This is a genomic window from Burkholderia ubonensis, from assembly GCF_001718695.1.
GTDB lineage: Bacteria > Pseudomonadota > Gammaproteobacteria > Burkholderiales > Burkholderiaceae > Burkholderia > Burkholderia ubonensis_B.
The window spans coordinates 1456497-1470074 of the sequence record NZ_CP013422.1 but is presented as its reverse complement, the minus strand read 5'-3'; the positions used below and the strand labels follow the sequence as shown (position 1 = coordinate 1470074).

Genomic DNA, 13578 nt, shown 5'->3' with positions numbered 1-13578 from the left:
CGTTTTTAGGTGTATCCACGGATTCCGTTTGTTGTTTCTATGCAACCGTCAAGACGGTGACACGGAGGAATGTTGGGATGAAAGGCTTCAAAAAGAAGTCGTCAAGAGGTCAAAAAAATCCTTTAAAACAAATACTTATAACGCGCCCCCGTTTTCATTATTTCTATTTATGGAAAAGCTTATTTCTTTATTTGCGAATCGCTCCCCTAGGGTACACCCCTAAACTCACGGTTCCCAAACGGGCAACTATCCGGGCGCAGCCAGCAGGACCGATGGCGTTTCCGGGCGGTTGCAGACCGTTTATGAACAAGGTCGCGAGACCTGCCTCTTTTTATAGAAGGGAGCTCCACGAATGAACAAGACTCTGATCGTTGCAGCAGCTGCAGCATCGTTCGCAACCGTCGCTCACGCGCAAAGCAGCGTCACGCTGTACGGCGTGCTGGACGCAGGCATCACCTACACGAGCAACGTTCAGCCGGCACTCGGCCAAGCTGGCAAGTCGCGTTGGGCGATGGGTTCGGGCATTGACCAGAGCCGCTTCGGCCTGCGTGGTTCGGAAGACCTCGGCGGCGGCCTGAAGGCAATCTTCACGTTGGAAAGCGGTTTCAACATCGGCAACGGTGGCCTCTCGAACAACAAGGGCATGTTCAACCGTCAGGCGTTCGTCGGCCTGTCGAGCCAGTACGGCACGGTCACGCTGGGTAAGCAATACGACGCAGTTCAAGACTACCTGGCTCCGCTGACCGCAACGGGCTCGTGGGGCGGCACGTACTTCGCGCACCCGCTGAACCTTGACCGTCTGAGCACGACCGGCGATGTCGCAGCGAACAACACGATCAAGTTCACGAGCGCGAACTACGCTGGCCTGCAATTCGGCGGCACGTACTCGTTCTCGAACAACACGAACTTCGGCAACAACCGTGCGTACAGCGCGGCTGCTGCATACCAGTTCCAAGGTCTGAAGCTGGCTGCTGCATACTCGCAAGCGAACCTGGGTGACGGTACGAACGCAAACGGCGCGACGAATCGGTGGCATCGCTAGCCAAGGCCGCGTCCGCACGTACGGTGCTGCTGCCGGTTATGCATTCGGTCCGGCACAAGTCGGCGCTGCATGGACGCAAGCGCGTCTCGACAACAACGCAGTCGCTGCAGGCACGCTGCGCACCGACAACTACGAAGTCAACGCAAAGTACAACCTGACGCCGGCTCTCGGCCTGGGCGCTGCTTACACGTACACGAACGTTCGCCTGTCGAACACGGTTGATGGCCTGAACAGCGCCCACTTCCACCAAGTTGGCGTGCAAGCTGACTACTCGCTGTCGAAGCGCACGGACGTCTACGCGCAAGCTGTGTACCAGCGTGGCAGCGGTCTGAACGCATCGATCTACAACGGCGACCTGACCACGCCGTCGAGCTCGTCGATCAACCAAACCGCAGCAACGGTTGGTCTGCGTCACCGCTTCTAAGCGTGACAACTGGGTAACCAGCTCTGAAAAAGGCGCCTTCGGGCGCCTTTTTTTCGCGTACGAGATGGGTGTACCGGAAGCGATCACGTCATTGCGAAGCGTCGGAGCAAAAAAGCGAGGCGGCGAGCCTCGCTTTTTGCGTTGGTGCGTCAGGATGTGCCGGCGGTCGGCACGGGCCTCAGCGCATCGTCAGCGCGTGTATTCGCCGTTGGCCTCCGGCTGGAACACGATTTCCGCGACCTTCATCAGCTTTTCCGTGCCGCTCGGCTGCATCACCTTCACCAACTGGCCGCGCTGCGTGCCCAGCAGTGCCATGCCGACCGGCGAAAAGACGTTCAGGCGTCCTTGCTCGAGATTGGCTTCCTCCGGATAGACGATCGTCCAGGTCGTCTTCTCGTGGTTCGTCTCGTCGAGCAGCGTGATCTGCGAGTTCATCGTGACGACGTTCGCCTTGATGGCGTCGGGCTGGACGATATCGGCGCGTTCGAGCAATGCGTCGAGCATCGCCTGGAAGCGCGGGTTGTGTTCGGCATGTTTCTCGAGGCGAGCGACGTCGAGTTCGGTCAGCTGATAAAGGCGTTGTTTCATGGCAGTTCTCCAAATGATCGGCAGGGGCAGGCGGGGCTTACCCACGTGGATCGCCCGGAGCCTGTCTGACTTGGCTCCGGAAGGAGGCCGAGCTGTCAGATCAGACGCCGGGCGAGGGCGAGCGGCGTCTGGGCCGTGCGTCGAACGCTGGGTTGTGCCGGATGGCCGGCGCGCGCACGCACGCCGGCCGGGCCGGATGGCGAAACGAACAGCAGCGCGGGCGCGTACATGATGGCGGGAAATAGTCGGACGAAAAACCTTACGATTCTACAACACAACCTTTGAACTGATGGTTCTGCTGTCGGCAATTCGACAGCTATTGTTTCCGAAATGATCGAAGTGGCCGGGATCTCGATGCGCGTCGACCGCTGATTTTTTCCAAAAACGCAACGCAGTATGTTCAAACTAAGGGTTTCCCCTTGGTTCGGCGCGGCCTACACTTGATCCATCGCTTCGGACAAGTCCCACCGAAAGCGACGTCAAAACAGAACACATTTCGGAGGTCCATCATGAAGTCGATCATCTACGCAGCGATCGCTGCATCCGTTCTTGCCGCGCCGATTGCCTCGTTTGCACAGTCCGAGCAGGGCTTGACCCGTGCACAGGTTCGCGCCGAACTCGTGCAACTCGAGCAGAACGGCTACAAGGCGCTCGCGAGCGACGCGCAATACCCGCAGAACATCCAGGCCGCCGAGCAGCGTGTCCAGCCGAGTCAGCCGATGCTCGCGCATGCCGATACGAGCGGCTACGGCGCCGTGGCGACCGGCGCCGGCCAGTCGGGCCGTCGTAGCACGCATGAAGCGCCGAATCCGGTGAACTCCGTCTACTTCGGCAACTGAACGATTCCGGGTCTGCCCGAGCACAGCATGTGACCGACGAGGCGCGCGTCCTTGTCAGCAGAGCAGAACCTCCGTCGCCGCGTTCCGGCGGCTTTCTCGCTCAGACGCTCGCGCGTTTGGGCCTTTTTTGCCGGGAGCGCCGTCAGACGGACGTGACGGCCGGGGTTCCGTGAATGTAGTGCTCGAGCTGGCTGATCGTGAACTGCTGGTCGGCAATCACGCTCTTGACGAGGTCGCCGATCGAGATGAGGCCGATCAGCTTGCCGTCGTCGAGGACAGGCAGGTGGCGCATCCGGTGCTCGGTCATCAGCGCCATGCATTCGTCGCTGGATTGCGAGGGTTCGACGTAGCGGACCTTCGAGGTCATGATCTCCTCGACGCGCGTGGCCTTCGACGAACGGTCCTGCAGCACGATCTTGCGCGCGTAGTCGCGCTCGGTGACGATGCCGGATATGTCGTCGCCATCCATGACCAGCAGCGCGCCGATGCCCTTCTCGGCCATCAGCTTGATGGCGTCGTAGACGAGGTCGGTTTTCCTGACGGTGTAGATGGTGCGGCCGGATTCCGGCTTGGCCTTGAGAATCTGCGCGACAGTCGTGCTCATACGCTTTTCTCCGTGTGCGGGACAATGCAGGGAAGGCTGGGCGTGATGCGCGGCACCCGATTGATCCAGTATAGACGGGTGCGCGGCAGCGGCGCGTGACAGATTGCAGATTAGCGGTAAACTGCCGTCACGTGCCATCCAGAAAATTCCTATATTCCTGATCGTCCATTGATTTCATGATGTCTTCGCGTCCCCAATCGCCCACGCAGGGCAATGGCCGGGCCGACGAGTGCGTGGCGCTCGTCGCAACCGCGTTGCTGCCCACGCGCTACGGCACGTTCACGTCGTATGCCTTCCGCGTCTCGGGTAGCGACGCCGAACACCTTGCGCTCGTCATGGGCGACGTCGCCGGCGAGCAGTCCGTGCTGACGCGGCTGCATTCCGAATGCCTGACCGGCGACGTGTTCGGCTCGTATCGCTGCGACTGCGGCGAGCAGCTCGATCTCGCGTTGCGCTATATCGCCGCGGAAGACCGCGGCGTGCTGCTGTACCTGCGCGGCCACGAAGGGCGCGGCATCGGCCTGAGCAACAAGATCCGCGCGTATGCGCTGCAGGAGCAGGGGCGGGATACCGTCGAAGCGAATCTCGACCTCGGCCTGCCCGACGACGCGCGCGAATACGATTCCGCAGCCGCGATCCTGCGCATCCTCGGCGTGACGTCGGTGCGCCTGATGAGCAACAATCCGAAGAAATTCGACACGCTCGTGAAACACGGCATCCCCGTGTGCGAGCGAGTCGCGCTGGCAGTGCCGGTGCGCGAGGAAAACGAGCGCTATATCCGCACCAAGCAGGCCAAGTTTGGCCATTACTTCGAGGAAAACGAGTAACACGATCGACTGGCTCCGAGGAGCCGGAACCAACAAATCAAAAAATTGTAGATCGTGAAGCTTTCTCGAATTCCCGAACTTGACCTGCTTCGGTTCGTCGCCGCACTTGCCGTAGTGTTTTTTCACTTTGCATTTCGGGGCCATGCAGCCGACGACCTGACCATCATGCATTATCCGCCGCTGGAGCCGATTTCTCGGTACGGTTTCCTCGGCGTGCATCTGTTTTTCATGATCAGCGGGTTCGTAATCCTCATGACGGCCGGCGATGCGAGCATCAAAAAATTCATTGCGTCCCGTGCGGCTCGTCTGCTGCCGGCGTTTTGGGTTTGTTGCACGGTCACTTTCTTCGTGACGCTCGCAGTTGGCGGGAACAGGTTTACGGCGACATGGCCCCAATACATCGTCAACATGCTGACGCTCGGCGGCGGGTTTGGGGCCGATCCGATCGACGGCGCATATTGGTCGCTCGGTGCAGAACTGCGGTTCTACAGATTGGTCGCGATTCTGATCATCGTCGGCCAAATTGGCCGTTCAGAGCGATGGCTCTTTGTATGGTTGATCGGCACGGTGCTCGTGGAGATATTCCCGTTCATCAAGCTCAAGACTTTCCTGGTGACGGATTACGCTGGCTTCTTCATCGCTGGCGCGGCGTGCTTTCTCATTCGGGCGCACGGGCTATCGCGCTCACGCGTCGTGCTGCTGTGTGCCTCGTGGGCACTATCGCTGTATCACGAATTCCAGTTGCTGCCATCCTTTAGCGAACACTTTCGATTGGACCTGAGCCCGGTGGTCATCGGTATCGTGATGACGTCTTTTTTCGTGGTACTGCTCGGGCTCGCGCTTCGTCGAACGCCGATCCTTCACGGTTCGCGATGGGCCTGGTTCGGTGCAGTTAGCTATCCGCTTTACCTGATTCATCAGAACGTCGGTTACATGCTATTCAACTTGACCGACGCAACGGCGAATAGCGACGTGCTGTTTTGGAGCGTTATCGCGGCGGCCATCGCGTTTGCATTGATGGTGCATGTAGCCGTCGAGAAACCGCTCGCACGGCCGCTGAGGAGCGGAATCGTGCTTGGGCTTGATGCGCTTCGCAACTGGGCTTTAACTGCGCAACGGAGCCGAATGCGCCAGTAACGCTCTGCGTTTCTGCATGAGATTCATTTTGCCGCCTTCGGGCGGTTTTTTCGTTTACGGGGATTCGAGGCAAGACCACGAAAAGACGATTCTGGAATGGACCATCATCGGCACATTGATTGGTGTCGCGAAGGTGCCGGTCGGCAGCACGCAGCAGGATTCGGCTGGCTATGTGGCAGGGCGGCATTGAGGCCAGAAGGTGACTGATCGTCCTTTGGAGCGGCGTGAGATTTGGCTAGGTGTGATGTTCTACCTTTGAATAACAAGCCCGGCATTACTTCGAGGACAATGAATCCTGAAACGGTGGCGCAGTACGGCGGGACGGTTCAATCGACCAACATCACGGCCTATCGCGTCGACGGTGGCATATTGACCGGGCTTCAGGAAGGGCGGCTCGGACCGATCGGTGACGGTACTGCGCAGCTCATGCCGAAAGCGGTCGGTACTCCCGTCACGCTCGATGGTCAGAGCATCACGACTGTTGGCCGTCACTTGATGGGTGACGTGACGAACGGGATCAACCAGCAGGTCGCGACGGATCAGTTCGGCCTGGTTTCACAGATGAACTCATCTCACTGATGCGATACAAGAAAGCGATAACCGCCGGCGCGATTGCCGCACTCGTTGGAGTGACCTCACCGCTCTGGTGGCCCATTCAAGCCCAAGGGACGAACATAACCGGCTTCAAACGTTACGCACCGGAACATTTCTTTTCGGGGCAGCAACTCACGTTGGCTCAGGCCATTCATGACGGCGATCTCGGCCGGGTTCAGCAACTCGCGCCGAAGACCGATCTGAATGCGCCCGGCGCGAAGAACACGACGCTGCTGTCGTACGCAGTGCAGGAAATCGTTCCGGTCAAGAACGATGCGTCTAATCCGCGGTATCAGATCATTTCGGTGCTCGTGAAGAGCGGTGCGGATCCGAAGGCCCCGGTTGGCAGCAGCGGTGGATCGGTGGTCGATGTCGCATTGCGGGCCGATACGCCCAACCTTCTGCGCGTGTTGTTGAACAGCGGACTCGATCCCAATTGGCTGTACAACGGCGACACGCCGATGATCTTCGCGGTTGCAGAGAACCGGCTGCTGCCCCAGCTGAAGCTGCTGGTCGAGCACAAGGCGAACGTGAATGCGCGCGACTCGCTCGGAAAGACAGCACTCTTCGAGGCGACGATGATTCAGCAGTGGGACGTCGTCGACTACCTGCTCGCGCACGGCGCCGATCCGAAGACTGCCAGCCAGCTCGGGGTGTCGTACGGGTGGGTGCTGCAGAACGAATTGAAGAACCATACGACCGCGGATTCGTCGGCGCGTACGCGTATCGAGGGGATTCGTCGCAAGATCGTCGCGGCCGGCGCGCCGTGGCCGCCGCTCGATCCGAAGGCGCAACGCGCAGCGATGCGCGCTCGCGGCGAGAAGGTCGTGACGCCGGCAGGCCAGACGGATTGAACGCACGCGGGTCGGTTGAAGCGTCGCACGCCCGACTCTCATCGCTTTGCGAAGCTTCAAAACCGCCACGCCGCGGGCAGCCGGACTGCATCCCCTCATCCGTCCCCATCAAAATATCGCAGGCAAGAAAAAGCCCGCTGCTTGAGCGGGCCGAAACCATGTTTGGAGACATGGAGGAGACAGTTCGAACTTTAAGGGAAAACCCGAGGCCTGGCAAGCCCTAGTTGTAATTGTGCAACGCAACGTTCCCCGAGAATCCGCCGAACCGCTCGTGGGCGATCGGCAGCGCGAACTTGTCGCGCATTTCCGTTTTGATCCACGCGCAGGCTTCGCGCGCGCAGTCGTTCAGTTCATGCCGGGTCGCGTGCCCGTCGATGTCGTAGACGAAGCGCACGTCGACCTCGTCGTCGGCCACCTGCCGCTGCAACTGATTGAGGTGCAATTGCGGGCCGCGCTCCTGCGCCAGCGCATGCAACTCGTCGAAGTGAAACTCGAGCCAGTCCGCGAAGAAGAGGGCGTCGCTGTGGCTGCTCAGGCGGAACGCCGCCGTGCGCGATGGCCGTTGCGCGGTATCCGTCACCTGCCCGTCGCCGCCCGGCGCGATCGCGGTGTCGATGGCGCGGTCGATCGGCGCGAGCGGCTCGCGAATCCGACGGTACGGTTCGCGGTCGCGCAGCGTGTGCCACAGCAGTTCGTCGCTGGCGGCGCACGACGGCTGCATCGTCAGGTCATGGCGGCCGTCGCCGGTGGCGGCGACGGCGCGAATCACGAGGCGCAACGAGCAGAGCGGTTCGTTCCGGGCCAGCAGCGTGGCCGCGCGCGGCAGTCCGCAGACGAGCGGCGCGACGCCGCTCGCGCGAAACACCAATCCGCGTCGATCGAGCCGCACGAGCGGCAGCGCGCGCGGGAACAACGGGTAGGCGAGCGTGATGCCGGCTCCGGCAGCGCCCGTCAATCCGGGCATCATTGCGCGAAAGACCTGAGACTGATCCACACTGATTCTCCTTTGTTACGATTCCGTCCGGCCGGACTACGCGCGTTCCGGCTCAGGCGGCGATGGCTTGCCGGGCGCCGCTTCCCGGGACGATTCCAAGCGCTGCAAACGTTTGCGGATCGATATCGATCCAGCACGCGACCACCATCCGGCCGTCGATCATCTTCGGCGGGCCGGCCCGGTGCGCATGCACGCCGATGCGGCGGAACAGGCGCTCCATGCTGGCGAACGTCACGCCGATCAGCTGCCGCGCGCCGAGCTGCGCCGCGCACTCGACGACCGCGGCCAGCATCGGACGCACCGCCCAGTCGGCATTGCCCGCGCCGCCTTCGTCGCCGGTGGCCGCGAACCGCGACAGCTCCCAGACGGCCGCCGATTGCGGCAGGGCGACGTCTTCGGCGATGAGATCGGCGAACAGCGACTCCAGCAGATACGGACGCGTGGTCGGCAACAGGCGCGCACAGCCGCACACGTCGCCAGCAGCGTCCCTCGCGAACACGTAGACGGTATCGTCACGATCAAACTGATCATGCTCGAAACGCTCGTTTGCAGACGGAAGTGCCCAGCCGAGTTGCTCGATGAATATACGGCGCCGGTAGCGGCCGATATCCGCTGCAAGTTCGTGTGGCAACCGCCCTTCCTCGTGAACGAAGGTCCGCATCGTGTCCTCGGATCGGTACTTTGGGATGCACGCATTACAGCGCGCGTCCCGAGGGGCGGTAACTGGTAACTCTTACAGGGTGGCGGCTTACCGGTATCATTCGACCGGTGGTAACGGTTTCTTGAACGACGGGATTGAAAACCGGCGCGGATTTTGCTTATAAAGAGCGCCAGTCTTGCGGAAAAGTCAGAGGAAAGCCGGGACGGTTGTCACTGGAGCGTGGGACCGGCATGATAGGCGTCGTTGCGACCCAGTACCGATGCAGCGACCGCGGCGGCCCAGTCGAGATCCGTGAGCCGGGTGGCGAGCGCGGCGGCGGTGCGGAACATGCCGATGTCGGCGCCGGTGGCGTCGACGGCCATCACGTTGCTGCGAACGTCGCCGCCGGCGATCACGAACGCGCCTGATGCGCGCTCGAGATACCAGTCCCAGCCGAGCGTCAGGTATGCGACACCGACGCTCGCCGGGCGGTGCCATTCGGTATAGCCGGCCAGGCGCGCGTCGATGCCGCCTTCGCGCAATTCGTCGAGCAGCGAGGCATCGAGACCGCTCGCGACATGATCGAGCGCAAGCTCGGCCAGCGCGCTTTCGGAAAGACGCACGTAACCGTCCGGGGACGGACCATGGATGGGTTGCAGCAAAGGTGAAGTCATGCGCGGAATGTATCAGCCTCACCTGATGCTGAAACCTGATAAGTATGACAGCGTGACCTGTCGGAGAACGAATGGAACTGCGTTGGCAGGATGCCTACCATCAATTCAGCGCCGCTGAAGATGAGCAGCAACTCTTCCAGCGGATCGCCGCGTATTCGAAGCGCCTGGGCTTCGAGTATTGCTGTTACGGGATTCGGGTGCCGCTGCCGGTGTCGAAGCCGGCCGTCGCGATCTTCGACACCTATCCGGACGGCTGGATGGCGCACTACCAGGAGCAGAACTACATCGACATCGATTCGACGGTTCGCGACGGCGCGCTCAGCACCAACCTGATCGTGTGGCCGGACGCCGACAAGGCCGGCGCGTCGCCGCTGTGGGCGGATGCGCGCGCATCCGGCCTCGCCGTCGGCGTCGCGCAGTCGAGCTGGGCGGCGCGCGGCGCGTTCGGCCTGTTGAGCATCGCGCGCCATGCCGACCGGCTCACGCCCGCCGAAATCAACATGCTGACGCTGCAGACCAACTGGCTCGCGAACCTGTCGCATTCGCTGATGAGCGGCTTCATGGTGCCGAAGCTGGCGCCGGAGGCGAACGTCGTGCTGACCGCGCGCGAGCGCGAAGTGCTGTGCTGGACGGCCGAAGGCAAGACCGCGTGCGAGATCGGCCAGATCCTCAACATCTCCGAGCGGACGGTCAACTTCCACGTCAACAACATCCTCGAGAAGCTCGGCGCGACCAACAAGGTGCAGGCGGTCGTCAAGGCGATCTCGGCCGGGCTGATCGATACGCCCTGACGGGCGGCGCGGGCGCGCGCGGTTGCGCCCGCGTCACTCCATCAGCGGTTCCGCTTCCTTCGCGGTCCAGCTCACGCTGGAGATGCTCTTCTCCATGCTCATCCGGCTCGCGATCTGCTCGAGCTTCTGCTGATCCTTCGGATGCAGCTTCAACGTCGCGGTGACCTTCAGCCGGTCCGGCTGGTCGGGCACGTCCTCGCTCGTCAGGCTCTGGAACGACAGCGGTTTCGCGTACATCGAATTCGACAGCAGCGTGCGGATGTGCACCTCGTCCGCCGCGAGGCAGATCACGGTGATCTGGTATTCGCGCACGAGATCGGCGTTCGACACGGGCGTCGCATTGATCGCCTGGCTGACGCCGCGCAGCACCGTGTTGGTGAGCAGCACGACGCCCGTGCCGGCCAGCGCGGGCACGTAATGGCCGGAGCCCGACAGCACGCCGACGGCGGCCGAGCACCACAGCGTCGCGGCCGTGTTGATGCCCTGGATCGAGCCCTTGTCGCGCATGATCACGCCGCCGCCGAGGAAGCCGACGCCCGACACGACGTATGCGGCGATCTGCGTGACGCCCGCGACGCCGTTGCCGGTCAGCACGCCGAGCGTCACGAACAGGCAGGCGCCGCTCGCGACCAGCGTGATCGTGCGCAGGCCCGCGGTGCGCTGGCGCATCTGGCGTTCGAGGCCGATCGCGACGCCACAGGCGAACGCGGTGAGAAGACGAAGTGCGAAATCGAGCGTCATGTTGGTCCTGCCGTGTAAAGCGCGCTTGCCGGCCCGCATCGCGGCGGCGCTGGGCGAGCGCGATGCGATGGCCGTCATCGCGCGGTACTGTACCGCGCGAATGCGCCGTCGAATGTGAAACGGGGCGGCGTGCGGACTCGCGGGAACGCGAGCCGGGGCAGGAGAACTGCGGCGGACAGGCGTTCAGGCGGCGAGAAGCGCACGCAACGGAGTGCTGCAACTGTCCACGATGGTTCCTGAAGGAAGAATGGGCGGCATTCTAGTGGGCGGCTCGCGCGTACGTCAATCGCGTCGGCAGCGTCGGCGGACGGCCGCCGCATGCGGTAATGCTCATTGCGCCGCGTCGATCGTCTCCGTCATGAGCGCGGCCGCCGCCGCCCGCTCAGGTACGCCCGACGCGCGTCCCGTCGTGCCGCCCGGTATCTGTGTACCATCGGACATAGGGCGCGCGACGCCGGACACAACGTGAGCCGACGTCATGTTCACGTCCGGCGCGCGGCGCGCAATCGATATCCCGATCAGGACGAGCATTCCATGCGAAGTTTCCTTGTCCGGTTCATTGCGATCGGCCTGCTGTTCCATCTGTACGTCGGGATGCGGATCATTCCCGACGCGTTCGCGTCGACCACCGCGCGCGTCGTCGCGGCGCTCGTGCTCGCGAGCTTCTGCGTGCTGATTCCGGTCGGGATGTTCGCGCGGCGCTTCGACGAAGGCTGGGCGGCGACGCTGTTCGGCTGGGCCGGCGCGATCGCGATGGGATTCTTCTCGTCGCTGCTCGCGCTGACGTTCGTGCGCGACCTGATGCTGCTCGGCGTGGTCGCCTGGCGGCAATTCGTGCATCCCGGCGCGTGGAGCGATGCGGCGTCCGCTACGGCGCTCGCAGTGTTGGCAGCCGCGGTACTGGTCAGCGCGATCGGTTTCGTGGGCGCGCGGCGCACCGCGGCGGTCAAGCGCGTGTCGATTCCGGTGCAGGGCCTGCCCGCCGCGCTCGACGGCCTGAAGATCGTGCAGCTGTCGGATATCCACGTCGGGCCGACCATCAAGCGCGCGTATGTCGAGCGCATCGTCGGCGCGGTCAATGCGCTCGATGCCGACATCGTCGCGGTCACGGGCGACGTGGTCGACGGCTCCGTCGAGCGGCTGCGCGAGCACACAGCGCCGCTCGGGCGCATGAAATCCCGGCACGGCAGCTTCCTGGTGACGGGCAATCACGAGTACTACGCCGGCGCGCATGCGTGGATCGCGGAGTTCCGGCGCATCGGCCTGACGGTGTTGCTGAACGAGCACGTGGTGGTCGAGCACGACGGCGCGCGCGCGGTGGTCGCGGGCGTCACCGACTTTACGGCGGGCGGCTTCGATCCCGCGCATCGCAGCGATCCCGAACAGGCGCTCGCGGGCGCGCCGCCCGACGTCGCCACCAGGATCCTGCTCGCGCACCAGCCGCGCAGCGCGCAAGCGGCGAGCCGCGCCGGTTTCACCGTGCAGTTGTCCGGCCATACGCACGGCGGGCAGTTCCTGCCGTGGCCGCCGTTCGTGCGGCTGCAGCAGCCGGTCATCGCCGGCTTGCGGAAATTCGGCGATCTGTGGGTTTATACGAGCCGGGGAACCGGCTACTGGGGGCCGCCGAACCGGTTCGGCGTGCCGTCCGAGATCACGCTGATCCGTCTGACGCGCGGGAGCTAGAGCGCGTCGAGCGTTAGGGGCGATGTCGTCCGGATCGACGCGTGGGATGTGCGCGAGCATACGTGCCGGTTCGGCATGCCTGGCGCCAACGACGCAGCTCGTGCGGATCGGGATGTTCGGCAGGGCTCACCGGCCTACATGGCGACGCGGCCGCACGCTTGACATGGGCACCGCGACGATCGCGCATGGCGGCGCGAGGCGGCGTTGGCTACCATGCATGGATGATTCGCTCCCGTCCTTCGCTCTCTGTCTGATCCCGCCATGTCGACGCCCGATCTTTTCGCCGATACGCCGGCTCCCGAGGTGGACTGGTACCCGGACTGGCTCGCGCCGGCCGACGCCGATCGCGCGCTGGCCGCGCTGACCGGCGAGGTCGCGTGGCGCCAGGATGCGATCCGCACGCCGCGCGGCCTCGTCCCGCTGCCGCGCCTCACCGCGTGGCAGGGCGAGCCGGACGCGGTCTACGTGTATTCGGGCATCCGCAACGTGCCTGCGCCGTGGACGCCGGCCGTGCTCGAGCTGAAGCGCGCGGTCGAGGCGGCGTGCGGCGCGCGCTTCAACAGCGTGCTGCTGAACCGCTATCGCAACGGGCAGGACAGCATGGGCTGGCACGCGGACAACGAGCCCGAACTCGGCGATGCGCCCGTGATCGCGTCGGTGAGCCTCGGCGCGATGCGCGTGTTCGACCTGCGGCACCGCGCGACCGGCGTCACGCATGCATACCGGCTGACGCACGGCAGCCTGCTCGTGATGCGCGGGCGGACCCAGGCCGAGTGGCAGCATCGCGTGCCGAAGGCGCCGTCCGTGCAGGGCGAGCGGGTCAACCTGACGTTCCGGTTCGTGACGCCGACCGCGCAGTAGCAGCCGGAGGCTCGTGCCGGAGTGCGGTCGCTGCGTTCGGGCACATCTGGCGCGCCCCGATTACGTATGTCGCGATTGGCTGGTCGTCGATGTGGCACGTTGACGCACGGCGCGCTGGCGCGCCGCGGAGGGCGGCCCGCGAGGCCCGTGCCGCTTGACTTGCGAACAGTTTCGATCGACTGGCCGGTTCCGATAGGCAAGTGTAAGCCCTGATGGTGCGTCGCAACATTCTTTGACTAGACTGGCGAATGGCAGGATCGCGTCGGCACTCGGCGCAATTTTTCG

The 13578-nt window shown here is 63.5% G+C and carries 16 protein-coding genes and 1 pseudogene; 10 read left to right on the top strand and 7 right to left on the bottom strand.

What is annotated here, in order from left to right; all coding sequences use genetic code 11:
• Positions 1–352 precede the first annotated feature (352 nt).
• A pseudogene (locus tag WJ35_RS26185) lies at positions 353–1466 on the top strand (porin).
• Between the two features lie 189 nt (positions 1467–1655).
• Here WJ35_RS26185 and WJ35_RS26180 read toward each other — a convergent pair.
• Complete coding sequence (locus WJ35_RS26180; RefSeq protein WP_010097912.1) at positions 1656–2054, bottom strand: GreA/GreB family elongation factor; 399 nt, start codon at positions 2052–2054, stop codon at positions 1656–1658.
• Between the two features lie 509 nt (positions 2055–2563).
• On the opposite strand from WJ35_RS26180, the gene WJ35_RS26175 reads away from it, so the two are divergent.
• Positions 2564–2893: a DUF4148 domain-containing protein gene (locus tag WJ35_RS26175; RefSeq protein WP_069240340.1), complete on the top strand. Its 330-nt coding sequence runs from the start codon at positions 2564–2566 to the stop codon at positions 2891–2893.
• Positions 2894–3035: 142 nt separating this feature from the next.
• Here WJ35_RS26175 and WJ35_RS26170 read toward each other — a convergent pair whose 3' ends face one another.
• Positions 3036–3497 carry a CBS domain-containing protein gene (locus WJ35_RS26170; RefSeq protein WP_059531904.1) on the bottom strand — a complete coding sequence of 154 codons (462 nt, stop codon included), beginning with the start codon at positions 3495–3497 and terminating at the stop codon, positions 3036–3038.
• Between the two features lie 176 nt (positions 3498–3673).
• Here WJ35_RS26170 and ribA point away from each other — a divergent pair, with 176 nt between their 5' ends.
• The 5 genes from ribA (at position 3674) to WJ35_RS26150 (ending at position 6909) form a co-directional block, all read left to right on the top strand.
• A complete protein-coding gene (gene ribA / locus WJ35_RS26165; protein WP_060233549.1) occupies positions 3674–4324 on the top strand; it encodes a GTP cyclohydrolase II in 651 nt (216 codons plus the stop codon).
• A gap of 54 nt (positions 4325–4378) precedes the next feature.
• Positions 4379–5461 carry an acyltransferase family protein gene (locus WJ35_RS26160; RefSeq protein WP_014725312.1) on the top strand — a complete coding sequence of 361 codons (1083 nt, stop codon included), beginning with the start codon at positions 4379–4381 and terminating at the stop codon, positions 5459–5461.
• A gap of 16 nt (positions 5462–5477) precedes the next feature.
• Positions 5478–5651 (top strand): hypothetical protein, encoded by a 174-nt coding sequence (locus WJ35_RS31645; protein WP_155121977.1) that lies wholly within the window; start codon positions 5478–5480, stop codon positions 5649–5651.
• Positions 5652–5749: 98 nt separating this feature from the next.
• Positions 5750–6040, top strand: a complete 291-nt coding sequence (locus WJ35_RS26155) for a VgrG protein (protein ID WP_224019468.1) — start codon at positions 5750–5752, stop codon at positions 6038–6040.
• Positions 6040–6909, top strand: a complete 870-nt coding sequence (locus WJ35_RS26150; RefSeq protein ID WP_069240339.1) for an ankyrin repeat domain-containing protein — start codon at positions 6040–6042, stop codon at positions 6907–6909. Before WJ35_RS26155 ends, WJ35_RS26150 begins: the two co-directional genes overlap by 1 nt.
• A 220-nt stretch (positions 6910–7129) precedes the next feature.
• Here WJ35_RS26150 and WJ35_RS26145 read toward each other — a convergent pair whose 3' ends face one another.
• The 3 genes from WJ35_RS26145 to WJ35_RS26135 form a co-directional block, all read right to left on the bottom strand.
• The gene (locus WJ35_RS26145; protein WP_080484429.1) at positions 7130–7903 is read right to left on the bottom strand and encodes a hypothetical protein; all 774 of its coding nucleotides are present in this window, start codon (positions 7901–7903) and stop codon (positions 7130–7132) included.
• 52 nt (positions 7904–7955) lie between these two features.
• Positions 7956–8564, bottom strand: coding sequence for an acyl-homoserine-lactone synthase (locus tag WJ35_RS26140; RefSeq protein WP_069240337.1), 609 nt, complete (start codon positions 8562–8564; stop codon positions 7956–7958).
• 209 nt (positions 8565–8773) lie between these two features.
• Positions 8774–9217, bottom strand: coding sequence for a DUF4902 domain-containing protein (locus tag WJ35_RS26135; RefSeq protein WP_069240336.1), 444 nt, complete (start codon positions 9215–9217; stop codon positions 8774–8776).
• 71 nt (positions 9218–9288) lie between these two features.
• On the opposite strand from WJ35_RS26135, the gene WJ35_RS26130 reads away from it, so the two are divergent.
• Positions 9289–10008 (top strand): autoinducer binding domain-containing protein, encoded by a 720-nt coding sequence (locus WJ35_RS26130; protein ID WP_010089674.1) that lies wholly within the window; start codon positions 9289–9291, stop codon positions 10006–10008.
• A gap of 33 nt (positions 10009–10041) precedes the next feature.
• Here WJ35_RS26130 and WJ35_RS26125 read toward each other — a convergent pair whose 3' ends face one another.
• Together WJ35_RS26125 and WJ35_RS26120 are read right to left on the bottom strand one after the other, a co-directional pair.
• The gene (locus WJ35_RS26125) at positions 10042–10749 is read right to left on the bottom strand and encodes an MgtC/SapB family protein (RefSeq protein WP_069240640.1); all 708 of its coding nucleotides are present in this window, start codon (positions 10747–10749) and stop codon (positions 10042–10044) included.
• Between the two features lie 330 nt (positions 10750–11079).
• Positions 11080–11280 carry a hypothetical protein gene (locus WJ35_RS26120; protein ID WP_034195251.1) on the bottom strand — a complete coding sequence of 67 codons (201 nt, stop codon included), beginning with the start codon at positions 11278–11280 and terminating at the stop codon, positions 11080–11082.
• A 3-nt stretch (positions 11281–11283) separates the two neighbouring features.
• Here WJ35_RS26120 and WJ35_RS26115 point away from each other — a divergent pair, with 3 nt between their 5' ends.
• Both WJ35_RS26115 and WJ35_RS26110 read left to right on the top strand, forming a co-directional pair.
• Positions 11284–12432 carry a metallophosphoesterase gene (locus WJ35_RS26115; protein ID WP_069240335.1) on the top strand — a complete coding sequence of 383 codons (1149 nt, stop codon included), beginning with the start codon at positions 11284–11286 and terminating at the stop codon, positions 12430–12432.
• Between the two features lie 261 nt (positions 12433–12693).
• The gene (locus WJ35_RS26110) at positions 12694–13293 is read left to right on the top strand and encodes an alpha-ketoglutarate-dependent dioxygenase AlkB family protein (RefSeq protein WP_069240334.1); all 600 of its coding nucleotides are present in this window, start codon (positions 12694–12696) and stop codon (positions 13291–13293) included.
• Positions 13294–13578: the final 285 nt, after the last annotated feature.

Excerpts from the sequence above, each read along its gene's own strand:
- WJ35_RS26125 (WP_069240640.1), bottom strand. The coding sequence starts at position 10,749 with ATGACGCTCGATTTCGCACTTCGTCTTCTCACCGCGTTCGCCTGTGGC.
- ribA (WP_060233549.1), top strand. The coding sequence starts at position 3,674 with ATGATGTCTTCGCGTCCCCAATCGCCCACGCAGGGCAATGGCCGGGCC.
- WJ35_RS26175 (WP_069240340.1), top strand. The coding sequence starts at position 2,564 with ATGAAGTCGATCATCTACGCAGCGATCGCTGCATCCGTTCTTGCCGCG.
- WJ35_RS26110 (WP_069240334.1), top strand. The coding sequence starts at position 12,694 with ATGTCGACGCCCGATCTTTTCGCCGATACGCCGGCTCCCGAGGTGGAC.
- WJ35_RS26170 (WP_059531904.1), bottom strand. The coding sequence starts at position 3,497 with ATGAGCACGACTGTCGCGCAGATTCTCAAGGCCAAGCCGGAATCCGGC.
- WJ35_RS26120 (WP_034195251.1), bottom strand. The coding sequence starts at position 11,280 with ATGCTCGTCCTGATCGGGATATCGATTGCGCGCCGCGCGCCGGACGTG.
- WJ35_RS26180 (WP_010097912.1), bottom strand. The coding sequence starts at position 2,054 with ATGAAACAACGCCTTTATCAGCTGACCGAACTCGACGTCGCTCGCCTC.
- WJ35_RS26115 (WP_069240335.1), top strand. The coding sequence starts at position 11,284 with ATGCGAAGTTTCCTTGTCCGGTTCATTGCGATCGGCCTGCTGTTCCAT.
- WJ35_RS26150 (WP_069240339.1), top strand. The coding sequence starts at position 6,040 with ATGCGATACAAGAAAGCGATAACCGCCGGCGCGATTGCCGCACTCGTT.
- WJ35_RS26140 (WP_069240337.1), bottom strand. The coding sequence starts at position 8,564 with ATGCGGACCTTCGTTCACGAGGAAGGGCGGTTGCCACACGAACTTGCA.
- WJ35_RS26155 (WP_224019468.1), top strand. The coding sequence starts at position 5,750 with ATGAATCCTGAAACGGTGGCGCAGTACGGCGGGACGGTTCAATCGACC.
- WJ35_RS31645 (WP_155121977.1), top strand. The coding sequence starts at position 5,478 with ATGAGATTCATTTTGCCGCCTTCGGGCGGTTTTTTCGTTTACGGGGAT.
- WJ35_RS26130 (WP_010089674.1), top strand. The coding sequence starts at position 9,289 with ATGGAACTGCGTTGGCAGGATGCCTACCATCAATTCAGCGCCGCTGAA.
- WJ35_RS26135 (WP_069240336.1), bottom strand. The coding sequence starts at position 9,217 with ATGACTTCACCTTTGCTGCAACCCATCCATGGTCCGTCCCCGGACGGT.